This is a genomic window from Nocardiopsis sp. NPDC058631 (assembly GCF_042716955.1).
Lineage (GTDB): Bacteria > Actinomycetota > Actinomycetes > Streptosporangiales > Streptosporangiaceae > Nocardiopsis.
In genome coordinates, this window is the sequence record NZ_JBHXQY010000036.1 from 31,714 (window position 1) to 55,577 (window position 23,864).

Below are 23,864 nucleotides of genomic sequence, written 5' to 3' on the forward strand. Positions count from 1 at the left end.
CGCGAACCGCCACCCGGGAACAGGGGTCGGCGGCCCTTCCGCGTGAGATCTGCTCACACCGTGTCGTCAAGCCTGCCGGGTGGAGGCGGGCCCGCGCAGTCGCCCACCCGTGACACGGGTAGGGCCGCCGGGGTTCACGCACAACACGCATGAACCTCCGTGATCCTGGTCAGACCCTATCTGCACTCGGGCCCCGTGCACGTGCATTTCGGGTGGATGGGGCAGACCGTCATTGCCTGGTCACCGGGAGCAGAGCGGGCGAGGGGAGGGCCTTCCGTACTCGCGGGCCCAACTACGGGGAGTGATGATCTGGCGCGTGAGCTGGCACGATCGGGTGGCCCGTGAAGCGGGTCAGGAGCGCCGCTGCTGCCGCGCGGTGGTGTAGAGGCACACCGCTGCGGCCGTGGCCAGATTCAGGCTTTCGGCCCCGCCGTAGATCGGGACGCTCACCGCGCCGTCCGTCAGGCCGACGACCTCCTCCGGCAGGCCCCAGGCCTCGTTACCGAACACCCATCCGACCGGACCGTCGAGATCGCCGCCGTCCGCGACACCGTGGAGGTCCGTCGTACCGCCGCCGTCCGCGGCCCACACCTTGGCTCCCCTGTCGTGCAGGAAGTCCACCGCGCGGGACACGGGAACGCCCACGACCACGGGGAGGTGGAACAGGCTTCCGGCGGAGGCCCTCACACACTTGCCGTTGTAGGGGTCGACGGAGGCGTCGGTGAAGATGACGACGTCCGCACCGGCCGCGTCGGCGGTGCGCAGCACCGTGCCCGCGTTGCCGGGGTCCCTGACGTGGGAGAGGACGACCGCGAGACGGACGTCACCGACCTTGTCCAGAGGGACGTCGACGAACTCGCAGACCGCGATGATCCCCTGGGGGGTCACCGTCTGGGCCAGCTCCGACATCACGTCCAGGCTGACCCTGTGGGTGGGTACGCCCGCCTCACGGGCGGCGTCCACCAGGTCGATGTGGCGCTGCATGGCCTCCGCCGTGGCGTAGACCTCCGCAACGCCGGGGGCGGTCCGGAGGGGCCGCCCCTCGCCGCCGCCGGCGGCGGCGAGGGCCTCGCGCACCGCCTGCGGCCCTTCCGCGAGGAAGCGCCGCTCCCGTTGGCGGAAGGTGCGTTTGGCGAGCCGCCGAACCCCCTTGATCCTGGGTGACCGGATACTCGTGAACTCGTGGCTCGCCATCGCTACTCGCTGCTCGATCCGGACCGCTTACGCGGCGGCCTCGGCGGGGAGGGCCTTCTTGGCCGACTCCACCAGGGTCGCGAACGCGGCCTCGTCGTTGACGGCCAGCTCGGCCAGCATGCGACGGTCGACCTCGATGCCGGCCAGCTTCAGGCCCTGCATGAAGCGGTTGTAGGTGAGGCCGTTGGCGCGGGAGGCAGCGTTGATGCGCTGGATCCACAGGCGACGGAACTGCCCCTTCCGGTCCTTGCGGTCCCGGTAGGAGTAGGTCATCGAGTGGAGCATCTGCTCCTTGGCCTTGCGGTACAGGCGCGAACGCTGCCCGCGGTAGCCGCTCGCCCGGTCGAGAACGACCTTGCGCTTCTTCTTGGCGTTGAGAGCCCGCTTCACGCGTGCCACAGTGACTCCCTCGTTGTGTCTTCCGGCGCGCGCGGCGCGCCGACCGGCCCGGCTCCGAGAAGCCCGGCGGCCGTGTTCGCTTCGGGTTGTTCCCTCCCGGGGGCCGTCACCGTGCTGGCTGGAGCCCGCACGTGGGCGCTTCCGGGAGGGAGGGGAAGGTTCTCGCTACTACTTGCCGAGAAGCTTCTTGATGCTCTTGGTGTCCGCGGGAGAAAGCACGGCCTCGTTGCCCAGCTTGCGCTTGCGCTTGGAGGTCTTGTGCTCAAGGATGTGGTTCTTGTTGGCACGGCGGCGCATGATCTTGCCGGAGCCGGTGACCTTGAAGCGGTCCTTGGCCCCACTGTGGGTCTTGTTCTTCGGCATGTTCGCCGTGTCTCCTACTCCGTCGGCGTGACCACCCGCGCGAGGCGGACGGCACGGTTCTTGCGCTGCTACAGCGGGGGCCCCTGCGCGCCGGAACTTCCGACGCATCCTGGCCGTGTGTGCACAGCCCACCCCACCACCCGGTGCCTTCCCGGCGTCCGGGCGGTGGGGGACTACTTCCGCCGTTAGACCGCTTCGTCCTGCTCACGGCGGGTCTTGTCCCCCGCCGCCGCGCGGGCCTCGGCCTTGTGCTCGGACCGCCGCTTGTGCGGGCCGATCACCATGACCATGTTGCGGCCGTCCTGCTTGGGCTGCGACTCCACGGTGCCAAGGTCCTGGACGTCCTCGGCCAGCCGCGCCAGCAGTCGGCGTCCCAGCTCGGGACGGGACTGCTCGCGGCCGCGGAACATGATCGTCACCTTGACCTTGTCCCCGCTCTTGAGGAACCGGACGACGTGACCCTTCTTGGTCTCATAGTCGTGCGGGTCGATCTTCGGGCGGAGCTTGATCTCCTTGATGATCGTGTTCGACTGGTTCTTGCGCGATTCACGGGCCTTGACCGCGGACTCGTACTTGAACTTGCCGTAGTCCATCAGCTTGGCGACCGGCGGGCGCGCGGTCGGCGCGACCTCGACCAGGTCGAGGTCGGACTCCTGGGCCAGACGCAGCGCGTCCTGCACGGAGACGATTCCGACCTGCTCACCGTTGGGTCCGACGAGACGGACCTCGGGCACCCGGATGCGGTCATTGATACGGGGCTCGGCGCTGATGAGACCCCTCCCTAGCTTTCTCGGATTACCTGGGACCGACCGTCCGCCAGGCGGCGGACGATCTGTTCGACCGGGCCGCCCGAGTCCGTCGGGCCACCCGATAGCGTCGGGGTCCCCGTACAGCGAAAACCCCGCCAGCGTGTGCAAGCGGGGTGATCCGATCGGATATTCCTGACGAGGGGCACCGCGCGCACCGGGCACCCCGGACACGGGTGCCCGACGAACAGAGCGCGAGCTCTCCATCGTCAGAACCGGAACCTGCACGGGCCGTACCCGGCAGGTGGGAGGATCATCTCCGCTTGCGGCTCCGGTGTGAGACACACCGGACCAAGTCGATTACGTACCCAATATAGCAGCAGACGGAGGCCGGTCGACCCACACGCCCGTCCTGCCGCTCCTTCGCCGTCAGGACGCCGCCCGGCGGGCCAGTTCGGCCTCGCCCGCGGCGCGCATGGCCTCCACGGGGACGTCGGTGATCCCGGTCATCAGTCTGACCTGCGCGACGGCCTGGTGCAGCAGCATCGGGAACCCGCCCACGGTCCGGCCTCCGCGCCCGGCCACGGCCTCCGCGGCAGGGGTCGGCCAGGGCGCGTACACGACGTCGAACAGGTCGGCCCGCGAGTCGGCGAGCTGTGCGGCGTAGCGGTCCGCGGCCCCGGAGGGCAGGGAGGAGACCACCAGGTCCACGTCCAGGTACTTGTCGACAGCGCACAGGGGGGCGACCTCCACCGGGTGGCCGAGCCGCCCGGCGGCGGCCCTCACCTCCCCCGTTCTGGAGGGGTCGCGGGCCAGGACGGTGACCGTGGAGACCACCCCGAGCAGGCGCAGCGCGGCGAGGGCGGACGCCGCCGTGGCCCCCGCCCCCAGGACGACCGCGTCGCGGGGCGCCTGCGCACCGGCCTCGGTGAGGGCCGCGGCGATCCCCTCGACGTCGGTGTTGTGCGCCTCCCAGCCCGCGCCGCCGCGGACCAGGGTGTTGGCTCCGCCGACCTGGCGGGCCAGATCGGTCACCGTGTCGGCCAGGTCCAGCGCACGGCGCTTGAGGGGCATGGTCAGGGAGAGGCCCGCCCACTCCGCGCCGAGGCCGGCGAGGAGGGAGCCGAGTCCCTCCTCGCCGCACTCACACAGGTCGTAGGACCACTCCTCCAGCCCCATCGCCGTGTAGGCGGCGGTGTGCAGGACCGGCGAGAGGGAGTGGGACACCGGGGAGCCGAGGACTGCGGCGCGCACTACTCCTCCACACCTCCCCAGGTCTCCTCGAACCTCTCCTTGAGCACGAGGAACTCGGCGTAGGTGGTGGCGTACTCGGTGACGCCGTTCTCCGGGTCGGTGGCCACGAAGTAGAGGTAGTCCTCGTCAGCCGGGGCGAGGGCCGCCTCGATGGCGTCCTGCCCCGGGGCCACGAACGGGCCGGGGATCAGGCCTGTCTTGTGGTAGGTGTCGAATCCGCTGTCGTCCTGCTCACATGCCAGGCGCTGCTCGTCGTTGAGCGCGATGCCGTACTCGCCGATGGCGTAGAAACAGGTGCTGTCCATCTGGAGCATCATGTCGTCGTCCAGGCGGTTGTGGACGACCGCGGAGATGAACGGCATGTCCTCGGGCTTGCCGCTCTCCGCCTGGACGATGGACGCGATCGCCATGATCTCGTTGGGGTCGTACCCCAGCGCCGCGGCCCGGTCCTCCAGTTCGGTCTCCTCGGCGACCTCCCGGTACCGGGTGACCATCGTCCTGAGGATGGACATCGCCTCGGTGTCCGGGTCGAACCGGTACGTCTCCGGGAACAGGTAGCCCGCCGGTCCCTCCGACGCGTAGTCGGGGAGGCCGAGTTCTCCGGTCTGGGAGTGGGCCTCCTGGAGTTCCTCCAGCGGGACGCCGACGTTCTCGGACAGGTGCTCCAGGACCTGATCGTTGCGCAGGCCCTCGCGGATGGTGACCTGGCCGCCGAGACGGTTCGCGGGGTCCAGGAGGGCGGCCACGGCGGCCTCTCCGCTCATGCCCTCGGCCAGGCCGTAGGTGCCGGGGACCAGCCCGTCGCCGATCTCGTCCGCGGGGACGGCGTCCAGGGCGTTGACGAACGACCGCGAGCTGGCGACGACCCCCTGGTCGGCGAGGTTGCCGGCGATGGCGGAACCGCTCTCGCCGTCGTTGATCACGAACACGACGTCACCGCTGCCCTCGCCGGTGAAGTCCGGCGGGAAGACGTAGGTGCGCATGACGGCGTAGCCGCCGCCCCCGACCACCAGGATCAGGAGGAGGACCAGGACGATGACCAGGCCCCTGCTCATGCCTGCGCGGCGGCCCTTGCCCCTGCGGTTCGCGTTGGCCCGGGCCCGCTTCAGCTCCTTGGCCTTCTTGCGGCTGCTGCGTCCGCCGCCGTACGCCTCGGCGATGTCGGCGAGTCCGGGCTCCTCGTACTCGTCGACCTCCTCCTCGGGCTCCTCGACCCGGCGGCCTCCGCGCTTGCGGCGGCCACGGCGGCCCGCGGGCTCACCGTCCTCGTTGTCGGCGCCGCGCCTGCGGCGGCTGCGGCGTCCCGTCGGCTCGGGTTCCTCCTCCGGCGCTTCCGCACCGGAGCCGTCGTCCTCGTCCCTGTCGTACGGGGCGTCCGCTTCGAGGGGCGTCTCCTGCACGGGGGCACCGCGCCTGCGGCGGCGCCCGCCGCGACGGCTCCTGGGAGCCTCGTCCAGCTCGTCGAAGGCTCCGGAGGCCGGCTCCTCCTCCGGGGCGCCGCCGCGGGGCTCGTCCTCGGCACGGTCCGCGGGTGCGCGTCCGGCACCGCGGCGGCGTGTCGGCCCGGGTATCGCGGCGAACGCCCCCGTGTCGGCGGACCCGGTCACACCGGGAAAGCTTCCGGAGTCGAAGACCCCGCTGTCCTCGGGCGCGTCGGACAGGAACCCGCCCGTGGGCTCATCGTCACGACGGCCGCGCTTACGGCGGCCCCGACGACCTGTCTGCTCCTCCTCCACCGGCAGCTCACCGGTGTCCGCGGGGCCCTCCTCCACCGGAGCACCACGACGGCGCCGGGGCTCGGGCCCGGCTTCGGCCCGGCGCCCGCGACGGGGCGGGGGCTCGGCGTCGGAACGGTCCTGGGGCGGCGCGGGTTCGGCGGGGCGTGCGGGTGCCGAGGGCGCGCCCAGGTTGGCGAGCGCGGCGAGTGCGTCCTGGGTGGGGTCTGCCGCGGGAGCGCTGCGCGTGCGCGCGGGGTCCTGGGCCTGGGGCCGGTCCCCGGCCCCCGGGGCCTCGGCGTCCCGCGAGCGGTTGGCTCCGGACCGGGCGGCCCGTCCTCCGCGCAGTGCGTCGGCGGCCCCGGTGCGGCGGGGCGGTCCCGGCGGCGGCTCCGTCGGCGGTTCGGCCCTGCGGCGGCGTCCTGGCGGTGCCGCGTCGTTGCCCTGCTGGTCGAACTCCGTGCCGCCCCGAGGGGAGGGCCGGGACGTGCGGGACTCGTCGGCGGAGTACCCGCCCCGGCGGAATTCACCTGTGTCAGCGGGTTCGGGGGCGGCGGGGCGGTCGTTGCGCTCGGGACGCGCCCGGCGGCCGCGCGAGGTCGGCTGCGCGGTCAGCGGATCGCTGAGCGGGTCGTAGTCGTAACCGCGCTCGCGTTCGTTACGTCCACGATAGGGATTATCGGGGTAGTCATCCCTGTCGTTCATCATTCTCCCTGGCTGGAGCGGACGATCTCGCCCGGGGGCTGGCCTGTTGACCGTTCCTGGTCCAAGGCGCTCTGGAGGAGCACGGTGGCCGCGGCCTGGTCGATGACCGACCTGCGGGCCCTGCCGCCCCTGGCGCCCTTCTTGGCGAAGGAGGCGCCGGAGAGCAGTTGGCTCTGGGCGGTCACTGTGGTGAGGCGTTCGTCGACCAGACGGACGGGGACGGGGTGCAGGAGTCCGGCGAGGGAGCCCGCGAACTCCCTGGCGGACCGGGCGGCGGGGCCCTCCTCACCCGACAGTGAGGCAGGGTAGCCCACGACGACCTCCCGCGCCTCGCGTTCGAGGACCAGCAGGGCTATGCGCTGCCGGTCTCCCCTGCCGCGCGGGATGGTCTCCACCGGGCTCGCGAGAGTACCACTGGGGTCACTGGCGGCCACACCGATGCGGGCGTTACCCGGATCGACGGCCAGGCGCACACCGTGTCTCACCAGGACCTCTTCCCCGGCCCGGGGTTGGTCCGCGGGCGAGCCGTGCGATTGGCGGCACGGCACCGCGGTTGGAGAATCCTCAACACGGTGGTCCTGTTCGTCAGCTGGATTGCGGGAAGTTCCGCACAGACAGCCGTGTGATCGGCTGTGACGCGCCACAGTATGCCCGATTCGATGACAGTGCGCAGCCTCGGCAGCCGTCGCCGGCGTCCGGAGCCGCTGCCCGTACCGGCAGCCCGGTGCGAGGGGGTCGCGACGGGGTTCGTATCGGGCGCGTTCGGTTCGAGTGTAAATCACGCTCGTTCCCCCGCGGGGCGGCCGATGGCCCCCGCGCCCGCCCTCCCCCGTGTACTCACCCACGGGCGGTCCTCCTCCTCAGCCCGGGGCCGGTGCGAAGGGCGGACCGGGAGTGCTGTGCCGTGCCCGCCGCGGAGGGGGCCGGGGCGTCGTGCCCCCCGTGGCCGACCAGGCCCCCGTGGCCGACCAGGCCCCCGTGGCCGACCAGGCCCCCGTGGCCGACCAGGCCCCCCGCGGATGTGCCGGGCACGCCCGGTGAGCTGGACCGGGTGCCGGGTCGAGGGGTCGGGTCCGGTTCGGGTTCCGGGACGGGCCCGGGTCCGGACGAGGGCTGGGGCGACGGTCGCGGGTCGCCCCCTGCCCGGTGGGGTGGGACGTCGGAGTCGGATGCGCGGTGGGCCCCGGGTGAGAGGCTCGACACCACCTCGGCCGCAGTCGGTGTCCCGTGCGGGGCCGGGACGCGCGGGACGGGTTTTCCTACAGCCACCCTCATAGTCACACAAAGTTACATTACAGGGCCCTGTGTGACTATGTGTGATTTCGTCGCCGTGTCCCGTCCGGGGTTCCCCCGCCGTGGAACGGGCCGGGTCCGGCGTGGAAACCGCCCTGCCTCCCCGAGGGGAGGCAGGGCGGAGGGACCCTTGCGGGGCCACCCGGTCGCGGCGGGGCGCACCGCGAACGGGGGCCGTCCACAGATAGGACCGGGGGCTTCCCCGGCCGCCCCGCGCGTGGTCCCCTGAAAGCACGGGGAACCTCCGCGCGGGGCGGCACGGTCATGCCCTTCGGTCAACGGTCTAGGCGCCGGCGACGCGCGCCTCCACGGCGCGCAGCGCCTCCTCGACCTTGGCCGGGTCGGTGCCGCCGCCCTGGGCGATGTCCGGCTTGCCGCCGCCGCCGCCGCCGAGCGCGCGGGCCGCGACGCCCACCAGGTCGCCGGCCTTGATCCCCGCCTTCTGCGCGGCCTTGTTGGTCGCGATCACCACGACGGGGCGGTCCTTGGGCACGGCGGTCATCGCCACGACCACCGGCTCCTCCTCCCCCAGGCGTCCGCGCACGTCCAGGACCAGGGTGCGCAGGTCGTCGCCGCTCGCCCCCTCCGGGGCGGAGGCCGCCACGACCAGCGCCGCACCGTGGCGGCGGGCGCCGTCGGCGATCGAACCGGCCGCCTGGAGCACCTGGGAGGCCCGCAGCTTCTCGATCTCCTTCTCCGCGGCGCGCAGCCGGGAGACCATCGAGTCGATCCTCTCGGGCAGCTGCTCACGGGGGGTCTTGAGCTGCTCCGACAACTGGCCGACCAGAGCCGACTCCTTGGACAGCCGCTTGAACGCGTCCACACCCACCGCGGCCTCGACGCGTCGCACGCCCGAGCCGATCGAGGACTCACCGAGGAGCTTCACGATGCCGAGCCTGGCCGTGGAGGGGACGTGGGTGCCGCCGCACAGCTCGACGGAGTAGTCGCTCATCTGCACGACCCTCACCCGGTCGCCGTACTTCTCACCGAACATGGCCAGGGCACCCATCTTCAGTGCCTCGTCCAGGCTCCTCTCCTCGGTCCTCACCGCGATGTCGCCGGCCAGGACCGTGTTGACCTCCTCCTCGACCTCGGCAAGGCGCGCGCCGCCCAGCGCGCTGTCGGAGGTGAAGTCGAACCTCAGCTGGCCGGGGCGGTTCTCGGAACCGGCCTGACCCGCCGACGGGCCGAGCGCGTTGCGCAGCGCCGAGTGGATGAGGTGGGTCGCCGAGTGCGAGCGCTCGATCGCGTGGCGGCGGCCCGTGTCGATGTTCGCGTGAACGACGTCGTCCAGGACGACCTCGCCCGAGCGGACGGTGCCCCGGTGCACGAACAGGCCGGGGATGGGCTTCTGCACGTCCTCGACGTCCACGACGCCGCGGCCGTCCACCGTCAGGGTGCCGGTGTCGGCGAGCTGGCCGCCGCTCTCCGCGTAGAACGGGGTGCGGTCCAGGACGATCTCGACCTTCTCACCCGCGCGGGCCGCGGGAGCCGAGACGCCGCCGACGACGATGCCCTTGACATGGGACTCGCTCTCGGCGTCGGAGTAGCCGAGGAAGTCGGTCGTCCCGGCGCCCTCCAGGAGCTGGGCGTAGAGGGAGATGTCGGCGTTGCCGAGCTTCTTCGCCTTCGCGTCCGCCTTCGCGGTGTCCTTCTGGTTCTGCATCAGCTCCCGGAAGGACGCCTCGTCCACCGTCAGGCCCTGTTCCTCGGCCATCTCCAGCGTGAGGTCGATCGGGAAGCCGTAGGTGTCGTGCAGCTGGAAGGCGTCCGACCCGGAGAAGGTGGTGCCGCCGGCCTGGCGGGTGCGCTCGGCCGCCCGGCCGAACAGCGTGGTGCCCGCGCGCAGGGTGTCGGCGAAGTTCCGCTCCTCGGTGTCGATCACACCGTGGACGACGTCGGCCTTGTCGACCAGGTCGGGGTAGATGTCCTTCATCGCGTCGATGCTGACCTCTGTCAGCTCGTGCAGATGGAAGGTGTCGGTACCCGACAGCAGGCGCAGGTTGCGGATGGAGCGCCGCAGGATGCGGCGCAGGACGTACCCGGCCTTCTCGTTGCCGGGCTTGACGCCGTCCGCGACGAGCATGACCGCGCTGCGCACGTGGTCCGCGACCACGCGGAGCATGACGTCCTGGTCGTGCTTGTCGCCGTAGCGGGTGCCGGTCAGCTCCGCCGCGCGGTGCAGGACGCGGCCGATGATGTCGGTCTCGTAGATGTTGTCGACGCCCTGGAGGACCGCGGCGAGGCGCTCCAGGCCCAGGCCGGTGTCGATGTTCTTCTTGGGCAGCTCGCCGAGGATCGGGAAACCGCCCTTGTCACCGCCCTCTCCCCGCTCGTACTGCATGAAGACGAGGTTCCAGATCTCGATGTAGCGGTTCTCGTCCGCCTCGGGACCGCCCTCGACCCCGAACTCGGGGCCGCGGTCGTAGAAGATCTCGGAGCACGGTCCGCAGGGTCCGGGGACGCCCATCGACCAGTAGTTCTCCTCCATCCCCATGCGCTGGATGCGCTCGGGCCGCACACCGACCTTCTCGCGCCAGATCTGCTCGGCCTCGTCGTCGTCGAGGTAGACGGTCACCCACAACCTGTCCGGGTCGATGCCGAAGCCGCCGTCCTCCACCGGGGTGGTGACGAGCTCCCAGGCCAGCGGGATCGCCTGCTCCTTGAAGTAGGCGCCGAAGGAGAAGTTCCCGAGCATCTGGAAGAAGGTCGCGTGCCGGGAGGTCTTGCCGACCTCCTCGATGTCCTTGGTGCGAATGCACTTCTGGACGCTGGTCGCGGTGGCGTGGGGGGGCGTGCGCTGACCCAGGAAGAAGGGCTTGAACGGGACCATGCCTGCGGGGACCAGCAGCAGCGTGGGGTCTTCGGCGATGAGGCTCGCCGAGGGCACCACGGTGTGTCCGTTCTTCTCGAAGAAACTGAGGAAGCGGCGCGCGATCTCTGCCGTCTCCATTGATGCCCTCCTGTGCTCGGCTCCGCCGCCCTGGGCGGCGGGTTGTCCCTGCTCGGGACCGTCTGACGCGTGGTCGGTGGTGGCCCATGCTAGGGGGAACCGCCTGCCAGCGCGCGTGGTTTACGGGTGGCCGCCGGGGCCCGTCCTGATGACGACAACCGCGGCGGCCTGGTTGTTCCAAGGCTATCGCCGCTGACCACCGCCGGGCCCCGGCCCGGCGGTGGCCCGGGTGCGGAGCCGGGGCCCGGCTGGCCGGGGGGGGCGGCCTCGGAGGTGGCGGCGCCCCGTGGACCCCGAGGGTGGCCGTGCCGACGAGGAGCTCGCCCGGGTCCCCGGGTCCACCGGACTCGCAAGGGACCGGGAAGAGGCCTCCCATGACCGGGGCGGGAGGAGGGCCGCCCCGACGCCGGTGGAGGCCATGGTCCGGACCGCCCCGACGGCGGGCGGTCTCGGCACCGGGGCGGGCGGGCAGCGGTCGCGCGTGTCCTCGGGCCGCAGCGGTCGCGCGTGTCCTCGGGCCGCGCCGGGCCCGCGGGGGGAAGCGGACCGCCCCGGACCTATCCCTCGGGGATCTCCCGCGCCGCGCGTCGGCGGGAGGCGGGCAGGCCCCGCTCTCCGGCGGGGGCGTACCGGCGGAGGAGCTCCTCCTCCTGTTCGCGGACCGCGTCCGCGAGGTCCTCGTTGAGTTCGCGCAGGGCACCCCGGTACTCGGTGACCTGGCCCTCCACCCGTTCGGCGATACCGCCGGGGGTGAGGGCGCGCCTGGCCCGGTTGACCCGGTGGACCGCGTAGCCGCCGATGACGGCTCCCGCTGTGAGGTAGAACAGCCTGCCGATCACCGGTTCGCCTTCCTCTTGCGGCTCCGCACCACGGCCAGGGCCCGGCGCCGGCCGAGCACGCGGCGCACCCCGTAGGAGAGGGAGGCCACCCGTACCAGGGGGCCGGTGACCACCGAGCGGGTCAGCGCGGTCATCGTGGAGACGTCCTCCGAGGACGCCTGCACGTTGGCGGTGATCTCCTCGACCCGTTCGAGCGAGGTGTTGGTGCGCTCCACCGTGGACGCGACGTCGTCCAGGAGCGGCGGGGTGCGGTCACCCAGTTCCGAGACGACCTTGGTCGCCTCGTTGATGAGTTTGATCAGTTTGACGAGCGCCACGCACATGAACGTGGCCAGCACCGCCCAGACCACCGCGGCGACGAGCGCGGCGACCTCTCCTCCGGTAAGCATGCGGGCTCCGTGAGCAGATAGAGGTGTACTTCAAGTGTGTGCGGCGGCCCCCTCGCTCACGCGTCGGGGCTGGGGGCCGGGTGTGCGGGGGAGCCGGTGACTGCGCCGGGTCGGGCCTCCCGGGTGGTGAACCGGGCCTCCGCGGACGGGTCGGGCCGGTTTCGGCTGACCCTATCGCGTCCCGGCGACGGGCGCGCGGCGACGCCACGGTGGCGGGTGGGGTGGCGACGATCACGTACCCTCTGGCCCCCCACGCACGGTGGCCGGTGGAGGACGCGGGGATCGACGCGGGCCCGGCTCTGCTGGAGAATCACTACGGGGCGGGAACTTCACTACGATGGCCGGACACCCAGCCTCCCCTGCCCCAGAAGCGTCGACAGGAAACCCATGAGCCCTCGTTCTCCCCGAGAGATCTCCGTACTGGTACCGCCGGACCTCGCCCCCCTCTATCCGGACGACCCTTCACGGATCGGTCCCTATCTCGTCCTCGGGCGGCTGGGGCAGGGGGCCACCGGTACCGTCTACGCCGCCGTCGACGTGTCGTCGCCCACCTCAAGCGACCGGCTGGTCGCCGTGAAGGTGCTCAGGGCCCCCGAGCTGGAGTCGCCCGACGTCTACCCCGCCCTGGAGAGGCGCCTGCGCGCCCTGGCCAACGTGAACTCCAAGCGCGTCATCGTGCCGCTGGCCTTCGACACCGACGCGAACCCGCCGTGGCTGTCCATGCCCTACCTGGCGGGCGAGCGGCTGTCGCACTACGTGACCAAGCGCGGAGGTCTGGGCACCGGCAAGCTGATCGCCCTGGCCACCGGTCTGGCCGAGGGCCTGTCCGTGCTGCACGCGCGCGGGGTGGCGCACGGGTCGCTGCGCCCCAGCGAGGTGCTGTTGGAGTCGCACGGCCCGCACATCATGGACTGCGCGGTCGCCGCCTCCCCCGACCGGATGCGGGGACTGGGCGCCACCTGGCTCAGCCCCGAGAGGTTCCGGGGCGGGGCGGCCACGCCCGCCTCCGACGTGTTCGCCTGGGGTGCGATCGTGGCGTTCGCCGGGACGGGCCGGCTCCCCTTCGGCCCCGGGGAGCCCGAGGAGATCGCCGAGCGCGCCGCGAACGGGACCTTCGACCTGAACGGGCTCGCCAAGGGCCTCCAGCCGGTGGTGGGCCGGGCGCTGGCCCCGGACGCCGACGGCCGTCCGAGCCTGCGCGAGGTCATCGGGGCGGTCATCGCGGTCTGGCAGTCGGAGCACGACGACGAGGGCGCCGCCTCCGGCGGTGCGCCGACCGGCCGTGACGAGCTGACGCGGATCCTGGAGCGTGAGTGGCACGCCGTGGAGCCTCCCGCGCGGGTGCCCGAGGTGATCCGCCTGGAGGGGCGGATGTCCAACCGGCGTCCCACGAAGGCCGTGCTGGTGGCCGGGAGCGCGGTGATCGCGCTGGCGCTGGTCGGCGCCGGGGTGTGGGGGGTGTCGCAGCTGCTGGGGGCCGCGGAGGAGGAGGCCCTGGTCTCGGACGCCTCGGAGGAGGACACCGCGGCGGAGAGCCCGTCGGCCGACGACGAGCCGCAGACCCTGGTGGTGCGGTTCGACCCGGCCGACCAGGACGACCTGGCGGAGGGGCCGTGGGTCTACACCCCGGTGGACCGCGACGACGAACCGGTGCGCGGCCAGGGCGTGCCCAGCCACTCGGCGTGGGCCGAGCAGTGGGACGAGGCCGGGGAGCCCGCAGAGGCGACGGTCGCGCCCGACGCCGAGGTGTTGTGCGCGAAGTTCTGCGCCGCCCCCGACCACGTGTTCCTCGACGAGGAGGGGCGCGGCACCTGGGAGCTGACCGGGAACGACTTCGTCGACTACCTGTCGTGGGGACCCGTCGTGATCGTGGAGGTCACCTTCGCCGACGGGGAGTCGGGCGAGGGCCCCCGCGAGATCGTGCAGATCACAGAGCTGTACACCGAGTAGTGCGGTGACCGGAGAGGGCCACCGGCCCCTCACGTCGCAGCGGCAACGCTTCGGGACAGAACACGGGCCCCGTCCCCGTGCGCCGCTTCGGCCCGCGCTCCCGGGTTCCCGGGCCCTTGGGCCCCGACCGGACGCCGCGTGCCACAGGTGCGGTGTCCGGGCGGAGGGGCAGGGTTGTCCACAGGAGCGGGCGGGGGCTGTGCCACCCGCCCGTTCGCGTGGAGACTGGACGTAAAAGGGTGGGCGGGGGGACTTGCGTCCCCCTCCTTCGGCGTGCCTACCCTCCGCTCTTGAGCACGCCCTTGATGCGTTGGAGCACCTCGGAGAACCGCCGCTCCGCCCCGTGCTGGGTGGGCTTGTAGTACTCGCGTTCGGTGAGCCCCTCGGGGGCGTGCTCCTGGGGTGCCACCCCGCCGGGGAAGTCGTGGGCGTAGCGGTAGCCCTTGCCGTGGCCGAGTTCGGCAGCGCCCTTGTAGTGGCCGTCGCGCAAGTGCGGGGGCACCGGCCCGGCGTGGCCCGCCCGCACGTCGGCCATGGCGGCGTCGATCGCGGTGATGACGGAGTTGGACTTGGGCGCCAGGCTGATGTGGATGACGGCCTGTGCGAGGTTGATGCGCGCCTCGGGCATGCCGATGAGTTCCACGGCCCGGGCGGCCGCCACGGCCGTCTGGAGGGCGGTGGGGTCGGCCATGCCGACGTCCTCGCTGGCGTGCACGACGATCCTGCGCGCGAGGAAGCGGGGGTCCTCCCCCGCCTCGATCATCCGGGCCAGGTAGTGCAGTGCGGCGTCGGGGTCCGAGCCGCGCATGCTCTTGATGAAGGCGCTGATGACGTCGTAGTGCTGGTCGCCCGAGCGGTCGTAGCGCACGGCGTGCCGGTCGACGGCGCGCTCGACGTTCTCGGCGGTGATGGTCACCGGTCCGGGCCCCGGCCGCGCGCCGTCGGAGGTGTCCTCAGCTGCGGGGGAACCGTCCCCGTTCGGGGCTCCGCCGGGCTGTGGCGGGGTGGGTCCCGCCACCAGGGCGGCGGCCTCCAGGTAGGTCAGGGAGCGGCGCCCGTCGCCCCCGGCCAGGCGGACGAGGTGGTCGGCGGCGTCGTCGGAGAGGGCGTACCGGCCGCCCAGCCCGCGCTCGTCCGTCAGCGCGCGGTGCACCAGCGCGCGGACGTCGTCGTCGTCCAGCGATTCGAGGGAGAGCAGGAGCGAACGGGACAGCAGCGGGCTGACCACGGAGAAGAACGGGTTCTCGGTGGTCGCGCCGATGAAGCTCACCCACCGGTTCTCCACGGCGGGCAGGAGCGCGTCCTGCTGGGTCTTGTTGAACCGGTGGACCTCGTCGACGAACAGGAGGGTGCGTGTGCCGTGCATGCCCATCCGGCGCTTGGCCTCGTCCACCACCGCGCGGACGTCCTTCACCCCGGCGTTGACCGCGGACAGCTCCACGAACCGGCGCTTGGTGACCCTGCTGACGACCGTGGCCAGGGTGGTCTTCCCTGTTCCCGGCGGGCCCCACAGGAACACGGACATGGGCGCGTCGTCCTCGACCAGGCGGCGCAGCGGGCTGCCCTCCCCCAGGAGGTGCCGCTGGCCCACCACCTCGTCGAGGGTGCGGGGGCGCATGCGCACCGCGAGCGGTTCCTGTCCCCTGGCCGCTTCGGCCCCGGCATCGTCGAACAGTGTTTCGGACACCTACCCAGGGTAGGCCGGGCGGGAGACCGTTCGGGCCGGAACGCGGCGGCGCCCCGCGGGGTCAGGGCGCGGGCGTCGCGGTCGTGGTCGACACGGTGGCGGTGTCCGGCGCGGTCTCGGCGGGGACCGGGGTCATCCGGGTGATGAGCAGGGCGATGTCGTCGCCGCGACCGGCGGGAGCCATCTCGGCGAGGACGTGCGCGGCCGCCTCGGGGTTCTCGTAGTGCTCGGCGAGGGCTTCGCCGACCTGGGCGAGTCCCTCTCCCATGGGGAGTTCGGAGCTTTCCACGAGGCCGTCGGAGCAGAGCAGCAGGGTGCTGCCGGGAGGGAGCATGCGGGTGGTGACGGCGTACTCGGAGTCGGCGAGCACGCCCAGGGGCGGACCGGTCTCGGGCTCCCACAGTTCGTAGCCGTGCCCGGAGGCCAGTACGACGGGGGGCTGTCCGGCCCAGGCGGCCTGCATGACGCCGCTCTCGCGGTCGATCACGAGGTAGCCGCAGGTGGCGAAGACGATCTCTCCGGTCTCGGTGAGCAGCCGGTTGGTCTCCCCGAGGACGACACCGGGGTCGGACTGGTTGGTGGCGTAGGCGCGGAAGGCCACACGGATCTGCCCCATGGCCGCGGCGGCCTCGACGCCGTGCCCCTGGACGTCGCCGACGAGCAGCCCGACCTTGTTGTCGGGGAGTTCGATGACGTCGTAGAAGTCGCCGCAGATCCGCCAGTCCGCGCGGGAGGGCAGGTACTTGGTGGCGATGTCCATGTCGGGGAAGCTCGCCACCTGGCGGGGCAGCATGCGGCGCTGTACGGCGTCGGCCAGTTCGAGCTCGGCCTGCTGGGCCTTGATGCGCTGGAGGGCCTGGCCGGCCAGGCCGGCGAAGGTGAGCATGAGCGCGCGTTCGTCGCGGCTGGCGTGGTGGGGGCGGTCCCAGACCATCTGCCAGACGCCGAGGGCGACCTTGCCGTCGCCGAAGATGGGCACGGTCGCCCAGGCCTGGCCGCGCACCTGGCGCATGAGCTCGACGGCGGCGGGGAAGCGGCTGATGATCTCCGCCCGGCTCTCGAAGAAGCGGGGCTGGCGGTCCTGGATGACCGCGCCCATGGGGAAGTCGGTGTCGTCGGCCCGGCGGCCGTCTATGTGGTCGATGTTGCCGCCGCGGGTGCGTGCGCCGGGCGAGCCCCGCAGGAGCCCGTCCTCGACGTACAGGGCGGCGGCCTGGACGCCTCCGAAGATCGGCAGGAACTCCTCGCTGAGAAGGTCCATGACCTTGTCGACCGTGGTGGCCGAGACGAGCTTGGAGGACAGTTCGGTGACCAGGCGGCCGTGCTCGGCCTCGGTGCGGCGGCGGTCGGCGAGGCGGCGGACCAGCTGGACGTGCTCGGTGACGTCGTCGACGATGCCGACGAGCCGGTCGGGGTCTCCGGGGACGAAGCGTGCGCGCACGTGCAGGGAGCGCTCGTCGCCGAGGCGGTCGAAGACGCGGAAGCGCTGTTCGTAGTCCCGTCCGGCGAAGGACGCGGCCATGGCGTCCCGGACGCGGGCGATGTCGTCGGGGTGCACCCGTGCGAGGATGCGTTCGAGTTCGCGGTCGTTCCCGGCCAGGAGGGCGCCGAGCGGGGTCGGGCCGAAGAGCTCGCGCAGTCGGCCGGTGCCCAGGTCCAGGCTCCACAGCACGGAGTCGGAGTTGTCGGTGCGGAGTTCACCGACGACCCGCAGGTCCGCCTCCTCGGTGGAGAGCACGTGCATCAGGACGACGACGCGGCCGTCCCCCGGCCCGTCGCCGCCGTCGGCCGTCCCCGCGTCCTCGCGAGCGGGCAGGGGGCGAAGTTCGACCTCGACCAGGCGGGCGCCCTTGCCCGTGACGCCCAGGTGCAGGCGGTAACGGCGGCCCCGGCTCCCGGCGACGGCCTCCGCGTGGGCGCGTGCCCCGCGCTGGGCGTCGTCGCCGTCGAGGAGGTCGTGCCACACGTGGCCGGCGAGGTCGCTCCCCTCACATCCGAGGAGCTCGGTGAAGGCGTGGTTGGCGTGCACGATCGCGCCGTCGGCCGCAGCCAGCACCATGGGCTCCGGAGCATGGGCGAACGCCCCCGCGAGCGTGCTCTCGGAGCCGTCGCCCGAAGCGCGTTTTCCGTTCACGTATGACTCATCCTCATGTCGTCTCGGACGTCACACCCGCGTTCAGGCGCGGTCACCCTGGAACGTGCCGATCGGCTCATTCTAGTGTCCGGGGCAGGGTCTGTTCCGGTGGTGGGCCGAAGCGGGCGGCACGTCCTGCGCCGTCCGGCACCGACGGGACCCGGTCGGACCCGGACCACCATGGTCCACCAGTGAAGGGGGTGGGCGCCGGGTTCCACGCCCGTGGCCGTATTAGTCCGGACACGGGACATGAATCGTTACGCGCGTGTGACTCAATAGCGCAGACTGCACTCCGCCACCACTCCGCACGCGAAGGGGGACATCCCCACCGGCACATCGTGTTCACTCCAGGACACGTGTGGATCGCGGCGCGGGAAGGGTGATTCGCCTTCAACGGTAGGGGATGGCGGCCCCCGGCGCATCCGCACCGGGACACCGCGGCCGTGTTCGGTCACCTTCACCCCGGGTGCCTACGCCCGATAGTCGACAGACTTCTCCGTGTGACCGTTTAGGAAGGTTCAAAGTAGGCCGAATTCGGGCACCGAACATGCAGTGTGAAATTCTCCGACCCCTTGAGGACACGCCCATGTCACTGGTGCTCAAGCGTGCCGTCATGACGTTCGTCCGCGGCACTGTGCTGGACTGGGACTGCCGTCTGTGCGGCAGCAGCAACACCGAGGACGACCAGTCCTGCTGGAGCTGCGGCGGCAGAAAGCGGTGACCGTCGCGCCCCGGGGTCCGGACACACTCCCGGGAGCACGGCGGGGGCGGCGCGCGTCATCGCGCACCGCCCCCGCGGCAGAGCCCTCGGGACCCTCCCGGCCTACTTCCGGTCCGCCTTGGCCTGCGCCTCGGCCTCCGGGTCCACGTCCACACCGGCCTCGGCCCGCTGGGCCCCGGTGATCGGCGTGGGCGCCCCGGTCAGCGGGTCACCGCCCGAAGCGGTCTTGGGGAACGCGATGACCTCGCGGATGGTCGGCTGGCCGGCCAGCAGCATGATGATCCGGTCCCAGCCCACGGCCAGGCCGCCGTGCGGGGGCGGTCCGAACTTGAACGCCTCCAGCAGGAACCCGAACTTCGACTCCGCCTCGGCCTTGCTGAGGCCGATCGTGTCGAAGACGCGCTGCTGCATCTCGGCGCGGTGGATACGGATGGAGCCCGAGACCAGCTCGTAGCCGTTGAGCACCAGGTCGAAGGCCCGGGAGTTGGTGGTGCCCGGGTGGTCCTGGAAGTCGGCCTCGTCCTCGACCGCCGGAGCCGTGAAGGGGTGGTGCACCGGCTTCCAGGCGCCCTCCTCGTCGGCCTCCTCGAACAGCGGCATGTCGGTGATCCACAGGATCTCCCAGCGGGAGGTGTCGATCAGGTCGCAGCGCTTGCCGATCTCCAGGCGCGCCGCCCCCAGCAGCTCCTGGCTGTCGGAGCGCTTGCCCGCCGCGAAGAAGACGGCGTCGCCGGGCACGGCGCCGACCTTGGCGGCCAGCCCCTCGCGCTCGGTGTCGGACAGGTTCTTGGCGACCGGGCCGCCCAGGCTGCCGTCCTCCTGGACGAGCACGTAGGCCAGGCCCCTGGCACCGCGCGAGCGCGCCCACTCCTGCCAGGCGTCCAGCTCCTTGCGGGTCTGGGACCCGCCGCCCGGCATGACCACGGCGCCCACGTAGGGGGCCTTGAAGACCCGGAACGGGGTGTCCGAGAAGTACTCGGTGACCTCGACCAGCTCCTGGCCGAACCGCAGGTCCGGCTTGTCGGAGCCGAAACGGTCCATGGCCTCGGCGAACCGCATCCGCGGGAACCGCTCGGGCAGGTCGATGCCGCGCACCTCGCGCAGCAGGCGGGTGAACAGCGTCTCGCCGACGGCGAAGATGTCCTCCTCGTCGACGAAGCTCATCTCCAGGTCGATCTGGGTGAACTCCGGCTGCCGGTCGGCGCGCAGGTCCTCGTCGCGGAAGCAGCGGGTGAGCTGGTAGTAGCGCTCCATGCCGCCGACCATGAGCAGCTGCTTGAACAGCTGCGGGGACTGCGGGAGGGCGTACCAGTGGCCCGGCTGGAGGCGGACGGGGACCAGGAAGTCGCGGGCGCCCTCGGGGGTGGAGCGGGTCATGTAGGGCGTCTCGACGTACACGAAGCCGAGGTCGCGCATCACGTCGTGGGCGACGTAGGTGGCCCTGGATCGCAGGCGCAGGTTCTCCGCCATCTCCTGGCGGCGGATGTCCAGGTAGCGGTAGCGCAGCCGGGTCTCCTCGGCGACGTCCGCGGCGCTGTCCAGCTGGAAGGGCAGGGGGGCGGACTCGCTGAGCACCTCGATCTCGTCGGCGGCGACCTCGATCGCGCCGGTGGGGATCTCGGGGTTCTCGTTGCCCTCGGGCCGGACCCGGACCGTGCCGGTGACCTTGATGCAGTACTCCGCGCGGAGGTCGTGGGCGAGGTCGTCCTCGCGGACGACGACCTGGGCCACTCCGGAGGCTTCGCGCAGGTCGAGGAAGACCACGCCGCCGTGGTCGCGGCGGCGTGCCACCCAGCCGGCGAGGACAACGGTCGCGCCGGCGTGCTCGGCGCGCAACGCACCTGCCTCATGCGTGCGTATCAACGAACTTCTCCTTCAGCGTCTTGGTTCGTGTCAAGTGTGCCCGACCTGCGCTTTGGTACGGGCCAGTCCTGTGCACACCGCCCACGCGCACCCGGGCCCTGCGGCCCGGGGAGGGCGGTGTGAAAACCACCGGGACCCGCCTCAGGCGGGACCGGTGCGGGTATCTCGTCCGCCGCGCGGCCAGGGGCACGCGCTCGGGCTGTCGACGCCTCGGTGGTGTTCGGTGGTCATCACGTCGTTCCTGCGCAGGTGGTTCGTCCGAGGCAGCGGTCAGCCGGCGATATCGCGCAGGTACGGATTGGTGGCGCGTTCGCGCTCGACAGTGGTGGCGGGACCGTGGCCGGGCAGGACCTGGGCGCTGTCGGGCCGGGCCAGCACCGCGTCGGCGAGGCTGCGCAGCATGGCCTCGTGGTCGCCGCCGGGGAAGTCCGTGCGTCCGATGGATCCGGCGAAGACGAGGTCGCCCGCGAACATGACGGGGACCCCGTCCTCCGTGGTCACCGTGTAGACGACCGATCCGGGGGTGTGTCCGGGGGTGTGCTCCACCTCGACGTCCAGCCCGGCGAAGGCCAGGGTGTCGCCTCCGGCCACCTCGACGAGGTCGGCGGGCTCGGTGTGGGGGCCCTCGCCCAGCAGGGAGGACAGCTGCGCGGCGAAGCCCGGGTCGACTCCGGCGGCGGGGTCGGTGAGCAGCCGCCTGTCCTCGGCGTGCACGTGGACCGGCACACCGTGGCGCTCGCCGAGTTCGGCGGCGGACCACACGTGGTCGAAGTGCCCGTGGGTGAGCAGGACCGCGACGGCGGTCAGGGAGTGCTCCGCCAACGCCTTCTCGACCTGTTCCGCGGCCTCCTGGCCGGGGTCGACGATGATGCAGTCGCCGCCGGGGGCCGGTGCGAGCACGTAGCAGTTCGCGGCGAGGGGCCCGGTGGGAAGTGCGGCGATGAGCACGGCGGTTGTCGTCCTGTCCTCGGTTGGGTGCGCGGTCGGAGGGGCGGGCCCGCGGTTCGGACGTGCGAACCCTCAGGTGCAGAGCCTACCGAGGCACGGGAGGAGGGGCGACCCGTCCGAGGCGTCGCCGAAAGCGTTTGATCACCATTCGATCACCGCGCACGGCTGGCCTCTTTGCCAAACCGCGTGGTAATGCCATATTGGTCACCGTCGTCGTGTGCGCCGAGGCCCCGACCTGCGCCTCTTCGGGGCGGGTGCGCGGCCCGGAGGGACACACGGGGACGCGCGGACACGCATGATCTGCGCCGATGTGAATCACGGCGCGTCGCCGCCCGTCGAATCGTATGGATATCGTGCTCAGCACGGTGGTTCCCATCACGAAGCGGCGCGAGAGCGGCGCGACGACCCGAGCCCGCCCCCCACGGCCGGGCTCATGACAGCAGGAGGACACGGTGACCACGGACCCTTGGGGCCGCGTAGACGACGACGGCACGGTCTACGTCCGCACGAGCGAAGGTGAGCGGGTCGTCGGATCGTGGCAGGCGGGGGCGCCGGAGGAGGCTCTGGCGTTCTTCCAGCGCAAGTACGACGCCCTGGTCACCGAGGTGGAGCTTCTGGAGAAGAGGCTCCGCAGCACGGACCTGTCCGCCGCCACCGCGATGTCGAACATCGACAAGCTGCGCACCGCCGTCACCGATGCGAACGCGGTCGGCGACCTGGAGTCCCTGAGCAGGCGCCTGGACGCGCTCACCGACCGCGCCGAGGAGCGCAAGGTCGAGCAGAAGCAGGCCCAGGAGGAGGCCCGCGGCCAGGCCAGGGAGACCAAGGAGCGCATCGTCGCCGAGGCCGAGCGGGTCGCGACGGAGACGACGCACTGGAAGTCCGGCGGCGAGCGGATGCTGGAGCTCATCGAGGAGTGGAAGAAGGCCCCCCGGGCCGACCGCCCCACGGAGCAGGCACTGTGGAAGCGGATGTCCGCGGCGCGCAACTCCTTCTCCAAGCGGCGCAAGACGTACTTCGCGAACCTGGACCAGGAGCGCGACTCGGTGCGCGTCGAGAAGGAGCGCATCGTCGCGGAGGCGGAGTCCCTGTCGGGCTCCGACGACTGGGGGCCCACGGCCCGCGCCTACCGCGACCTCATGCAGCAGTGGAAGAGCACCGGCCGCGCGGACAGAGCGAGCGAGGACAAGCTGTGGACGCGCTTCAAGGCCGCCCAGGACCGGTTCTTCGACGCGCGTAACTCGACCTTCGCCGAGCGCGACGCCGAGTTGCGCGTGAACGCCGACGCCAAGGAGCGCATCCTGGCCGAGGCCAGGGCGGAGATCCCGGGGATCTCCGACCCGCGCCGGGCCCGCGCCCGCCTGCGCGACTTCCAGGAGGCCTGGGAGGAGGCCGGCGAGCTGCCCCGCGACGTGCGCGACCAGCTCGAAGGCGCCTTCCGGCAGGTCGAGGACGGCGTGCGCCGGGCCGAGGACGCCGAGTGGGAGCGCAGCAACCCGGAGGCGCTCGCCCGCGCCCGGGACACGGTCTCCCAGCTGGCGTCGGCGATCGCCGGCCTGGAGGCCAAGTTGGAGAAGGCCAGGGAACGGGGCGACGCGCGCCGTGTCAAGGAGCACGAGGACGCGCTGGAGGCGCGCCGCTCGTGGCTGTCCGAGGCGCAGAAGGCCCTCGACGAGCTGAGCTGAGCCGGTCGGGTCTTGCGGCGGTGGACGGGCCGCGCCCCCCTTGCGGGGCGCGGTCCGTCCGCCTGTCAGGGCCCGTGTGCGGCGGGCCCGGACGCCGTTCCCGGTGTCCTCCCCCGCCCCGCCCGTGCGTACCGCCAGCGGGGCGTGTCCAGCTCGTGGACGGTGGCCCGGTCCGTGAGCGTCCGGACGTTCGGGGCGGGCGCCGGCGTGTGGCTGTCGGGCGCCTCCGGGGCGGGGCGGGGCCGCCGCGGGCCCCGGTGGCGCAGGAGGCCGGCGGCGCCGGCCGCGGTGGCGACCGCGAGCAGCAGTCCCGCGGCCACCCACACCGGGGGCACGGATCCGTGGACCCGGTGCACCGCGGAGGAGCAGGCGGCCAGTGCGGCGCCGGGCTCCGGCCGCAGGCACACGGCGGTGACGGGATGCGCGCCGTCCTCCAGGACTCCGGTGATCTCGACGGTGACCCGGAAGCTCGCCTGTTCTCCCGGTGCCAGGTCCTGGGTCCACGTCACCCGTTCGTCCTCGACCCCGGTCCTGGTTCCGGCGGAGCCGGAGACGTAGCGCACCGTCGGTGGAAGGAACTGGACGACCTCGGCCTCCGGGAGCTCCCCGGCTCCGGAGTTGCGTACCCGGATCGTGTACCCGACCTGGTCCCCGGGGCCCAGCCGCTCGTCGTCGGAGCGGCTCTCCAGTGACACGTGCAGGCTCTCCGCTCCCGGTACGGGCCCGTCGTCCGACGACGGGCCCGTACCGGGCGCGTGGTGGGCACCGGGCAGGGCGATCAGGGCGGCCAGGCCCAGCGCCGACATCGCCGTGGTCACGGCCATGGTGCTTCCTCCGTGTGAGAGCACAGGTAATTACTTTACGTGCATATTTGATAACACGTAGTAATCATTTTGGCCGTGCGCCATGCGGGAGGAAGCCTGGTAGACCTTCTTGCGGCCGTGCACGTCGGCGAACACCCCGGCGGTGAGGATCAGCGCGGCCACCGATCGCCTACCAGCATGTCAACGAGGACGTGCCGCGGCC

Annotated in this window: 20 protein-coding genes; 3 read left to right on the forward strand and 17 right to left on the reverse strand. The window is 72.1% G+C overall.

The window, feature by feature from the left end; genetic code table 11:
- Nucleotides 1–351 precede the first annotated feature (351 nt).
- The 11 genes from ACFWTE_RS14275 to ACFWTE_RS14325 all read right to left on the reverse strand — a co-directional run bounded on the left by ACFWTE_RS14275 (nucleotide 352) and on the right by ACFWTE_RS14325 (nucleotide 11,850).
- Nucleotides 352–1,194, reverse strand: a complete 843-nt coding sequence (locus ACFWTE_RS14275) for a TrmH family RNA methyltransferase (RefSeq protein WP_378779805.1) — start codon at nucleotides 1,192–1,194, stop codon at nucleotides 352–354.
- A gap of 27 nt (nucleotides 1,195–1,221) precedes the next feature.
- Nucleotides 1,222–1,593, reverse strand: a complete 372-nt coding sequence (gene rplT, locus ACFWTE_RS14280; RefSeq protein WP_378779806.1) for a 50S ribosomal protein L20 — start codon at nucleotides 1,591–1,593, stop codon at nucleotides 1,222–1,224.
- 168 nt (nucleotides 1,594–1,761) lie between these two features.
- Nucleotides 1,762–1,956, reverse strand: a complete 195-nt coding sequence (gene rpmI, locus ACFWTE_RS14285; RefSeq protein WP_267948934.1) for a 50S ribosomal protein L35 — start codon at nucleotides 1,954–1,956, stop codon at nucleotides 1,762–1,764.
- 185 nt (nucleotides 1,957–2,141) lie between these two features.
- Nucleotides 2,142–2,726 carry a translation initiation factor IF-3 gene (gene infC / locus ACFWTE_RS14290; RefSeq protein WP_276567191.1) on the reverse strand — a complete coding sequence of 195 codons (585 nt, stop codon included), beginning with the start codon at nucleotides 2,724–2,726 and terminating at the stop codon, nucleotides 2,142–2,144.
- A gap of 405 nt (nucleotides 2,727–3,131) precedes the next feature.
- Complete coding sequence (locus tag ACFWTE_RS14295) at nucleotides 3,132–3,956, reverse strand: shikimate dehydrogenase (protein WP_378779807.1); 825 nt, start codon at nucleotides 3,954–3,956, stop codon at nucleotides 3,132–3,134.
- Nucleotides 3,956–6,376, reverse strand: a complete 2,421-nt coding sequence (gene mltG, locus ACFWTE_RS14300) for an endolytic transglycosylase MltG (RefSeq protein ID WP_378779808.1) — start codon at nucleotides 6,374–6,376, stop codon at nucleotides 3,956–3,958. The genes ACFWTE_RS14295 and mltG overlap by 1 nt, the downstream gene beginning before the upstream one ends.
- Nucleotides 6,376–6,861 (reverse strand): Holliday junction resolvase RuvX, encoded by a 486-nt coding sequence (gene ruvX / locus ACFWTE_RS14305; protein ID WP_378779809.1) that lies wholly within the window; start codon nucleotides 6,859–6,861, stop codon nucleotides 6,376–6,378. Before ruvX ends, mltG begins: the two co-directional genes overlap by 1 nt.
- A 352-nt stretch (nucleotides 6,862–7,213) precedes the next feature.
- The gene (locus ACFWTE_RS14310) at nucleotides 7,214–7,408 is read right to left on the reverse strand and encodes a hypothetical protein (RefSeq protein ID WP_378779810.1); all 195 of its coding nucleotides are present in this window, start codon (nucleotides 7,406–7,408) and stop codon (nucleotides 7,214–7,216) included.
- Nucleotides 7,409–7,952: 544 nt separating this feature from the next.
- Nucleotides 7,953–10,622, reverse strand: coding sequence for an alanine--tRNA ligase (alaS, locus tag ACFWTE_RS14315; protein ID WP_378779811.1), 2,670 nt, complete (start codon nucleotides 10,620–10,622; stop codon nucleotides 7,953–7,955).
- 557 nt (nucleotides 10,623–11,179) lie between these two features.
- Complete coding sequence (locus tag ACFWTE_RS14320; protein WP_378779812.1) at nucleotides 11,180–11,461, reverse strand: hypothetical protein; 282 nt, start codon at nucleotides 11,459–11,461, stop codon at nucleotides 11,180–11,182.
- Nucleotides 11,458–11,850, reverse strand: coding sequence for a DUF948 domain-containing protein (locus tag ACFWTE_RS14325; RefSeq protein ID WP_378779813.1), 393 nt, complete (start codon nucleotides 11,848–11,850; stop codon nucleotides 11,458–11,460). Before ACFWTE_RS14325 ends, ACFWTE_RS14320 begins: the two co-directional genes overlap by 4 nt.
- Nucleotides 11,851–12,237: 387 nt before the next feature.
- Here ACFWTE_RS14325 and ACFWTE_RS14330 point away from each other — a divergent pair, with 387 nt between their 5' ends.
- A complete protein-coding gene (locus ACFWTE_RS14330) occupies nucleotides 12,238–13,800 on the forward strand; it encodes a serine/threonine-protein kinase (protein WP_378779814.1) in 1,563 nt (520 codons plus the stop codon).
- A gap of 277 nt (nucleotides 13,801–14,077) precedes the next feature.
- On the opposite strand, the gene ACFWTE_RS14335 is transcribed toward ACFWTE_RS14330, so the two are convergent.
- Both ACFWTE_RS14335 and ACFWTE_RS14340 read right to left on the reverse strand, forming a co-directional pair.
- Nucleotides 14,078–15,487, reverse strand: a complete 1,410-nt coding sequence (locus ACFWTE_RS14335; protein ID WP_378779815.1) for a replication-associated recombination protein A — start codon at nucleotides 15,485–15,487, stop codon at nucleotides 14,078–14,080.
- A 61-nt stretch (nucleotides 15,488–15,548) separates the two neighbouring features.
- A complete protein-coding gene (locus ACFWTE_RS14340; protein WP_378779816.1) occupies nucleotides 15,549–17,621 on the reverse strand; it encodes a SpoIIE family protein phosphatase in 2,073 nt (690 codons plus the stop codon).
- Between the two features lie 586 nt (nucleotides 17,622–18,207).
- Here ACFWTE_RS14340 and ACFWTE_RS14345 point away from each other — a divergent pair.
- The gene (locus ACFWTE_RS14345) at nucleotides 18,208–18,342 is read left to right on the forward strand and encodes a hypothetical protein (protein ID WP_378779817.1); all 135 of its coding nucleotides are present in this window, start codon (nucleotides 18,208–18,210) and stop codon (nucleotides 18,340–18,342) included.
- Nucleotides 18,343–18,444: 102 nt separating this feature from the next.
- Here ACFWTE_RS14345 and aspS read toward each other — a convergent pair whose 3' ends face one another.
- Nucleotides 18,445–20,205, reverse strand: a complete 1,761-nt coding sequence (gene aspS / locus ACFWTE_RS14350; protein WP_378779818.1) for an aspartate--tRNA ligase — start codon at nucleotides 20,203–20,205, stop codon at nucleotides 18,445–18,447.
- A 270-nt stretch (nucleotides 20,206–20,475) separates the two neighbouring features.
- Nucleotides 20,476–21,153 carry an MBL fold metallo-hydrolase gene (locus tag ACFWTE_RS14355; RefSeq protein ID WP_378779819.1) on the reverse strand — a complete coding sequence of 226 codons (678 nt, stop codon included), beginning with the start codon at nucleotides 21,151–21,153 and terminating at the stop codon, nucleotides 20,476–20,478.
- Between the two features lie 452 nt (nucleotides 21,154–21,605).
- Between ACFWTE_RS14355 and ACFWTE_RS14360 the strand changes: the two genes are divergently transcribed.
- Entirely contained in the window at nucleotides 21,606–22,838 is a 1,233-nt protein-coding gene (locus tag ACFWTE_RS14360; RefSeq protein ID WP_378779820.1) for a DUF349 domain-containing protein, read from the forward strand.
- A 65-nt stretch (nucleotides 22,839–22,903) separates the two neighbouring features.
- Here ACFWTE_RS14360 and ACFWTE_RS14365 read toward each other — a convergent pair whose 3' ends face one another.
- Both ACFWTE_RS14365 and ACFWTE_RS14370 read right to left on the reverse strand, forming a co-directional pair.
- Nucleotides 22,904–23,662, reverse strand: coding sequence for a hypothetical protein (locus tag ACFWTE_RS14365; RefSeq protein ID WP_378779821.1), 759 nt, complete (start codon nucleotides 23,660–23,662; stop codon nucleotides 22,904–22,906).
- Nucleotides 23,663–23,692: 30 nt separating this feature from the next.
- Nucleotides 23,693–23,824, reverse strand: a complete 132-nt coding sequence (locus ACFWTE_RS14370; protein ID WP_378779822.1) for a hypothetical protein — start codon at nucleotides 23,822–23,824, stop codon at nucleotides 23,693–23,695.
- Nucleotides 23,825–23,864: the final 40 nt, after the last annotated feature.

Excerpts from the sequence above, each read along its gene's own strand:
- ACFWTE_RS14275 (WP_378779805.1), bottom strand. The coding sequence starts at position 1,194 with ATGGCGAGCCACGAGTTCACGAGTATCCGGTCACCCAGGATCAAGGGG.
- rpmI (WP_267948934.1), bottom strand. The coding sequence starts at position 1,956 with ATGCCGAAGAACAAGACCCACAGTGGGGCCAAGGACCGCTTCAAGGTC.
- mltG (WP_378779808.1), bottom strand. The coding sequence starts at position 6,376 with ATGAACGACAGGGATGACTACCCCGATAATCCCTATCGTGGACGTAAC.
- alaS (WP_378779811.1), bottom strand. The coding sequence starts at position 10,622 with ATGGAGACGGCAGAGATCGCGCGCCGCTTCCTCAGTTTCTTCGAGAAG.
- ACFWTE_RS14325 (WP_378779813.1), bottom strand. The coding sequence starts at position 11,850 with ATGCTTACCGGAGGAGAGGTCGCCGCGCTCGTCGCCGCGGTGGTCTGG.
- ACFWTE_RS14330 (WP_378779814.1), top strand. The coding sequence starts at position 12,238 with ATGAGCCCTCGTTCTCCCCGAGAGATCTCCGTACTGGTACCGCCGGAC.
- ACFWTE_RS14345 (WP_378779817.1), top strand. The coding sequence starts at position 18,208 with ATGTCACTGGTGCTCAAGCGTGCCGTCATGACGTTCGTCCGCGGCACT.
- ACFWTE_RS14365 (WP_378779821.1), bottom strand. The coding sequence starts at position 23,662 with ATGGCCGTGACCACGGCGATGTCGGCGCTGGGCCTGGCCGCCCTGATC.